At 60.1% G+C, this 564-nt stretch carries 1 protein-coding gene; it reads left to right on the forward strand.

Annotated elements, in window-relative coordinates:
• Positions 1 to 115 precede the first annotated feature (115 nt).
• On the forward strand, positions 116 to 564 hold a 449-nt coding region (locus DJ74_RS02390; RefSeq protein WP_176451293.1), incomplete at its 3' end, for a site-specific integrase.

Genomic DNA, 564 nt, shown 5'->3' on the forward strand with positions numbered 1-564 from the left:
ACGCAATCGCCGGACACGACCACTTTCAGATTCACTCCCCCCGTCAGGAACTTCTCTTTTTAACACCCGCTCATCGGTCGGAGTCGATGGTCTCCAAGAACACGGAGGGGTCAGCGTGAGCGACGATCTCGAACCCCTCCCACCGCAGGAAGGCGTTGAGATGTATCTCGAAAGCCGGAGTGAGGAACTCGCGGACCACACCCGGCAGAACCACAAGTATCGGCTGAAACCGTTCGTTGAGTTCTGTGAGGATCGGGAAATCGACAACCTGAACGACTTGACCGGGCGGGAGATTCTTCGGTTCTTCAACCGGCGGAAGGGGTCGGTCAAGAATGTCACCCTGAAGAATCATCTCTCGACGCTTCGGGTCGCGCTCGACTTCTGGGCGGGGATCGACGCGGTGAGCGACGGGCTCCGCGAGTCGGTCCCGATGCCGGAGCTTAGCGACGGCGATGAAGTCAACGACGACGTGCTTCGAGCCGACCGCGCGCGCGAGATTCTCGATGCGCTCGACACGTTCCGGTACGCGAGCCGAGACCACGTGATCTTCCTGTTGCTGTGGGA

Source organism: Halorubrum sp. Ea8 (assembly GCF_002252925.1).
Classification (GTDB): Archaea; Halobacteriota; Halobacteria; order Halobacteriales; family Haloferacaceae; genus Halorubrum.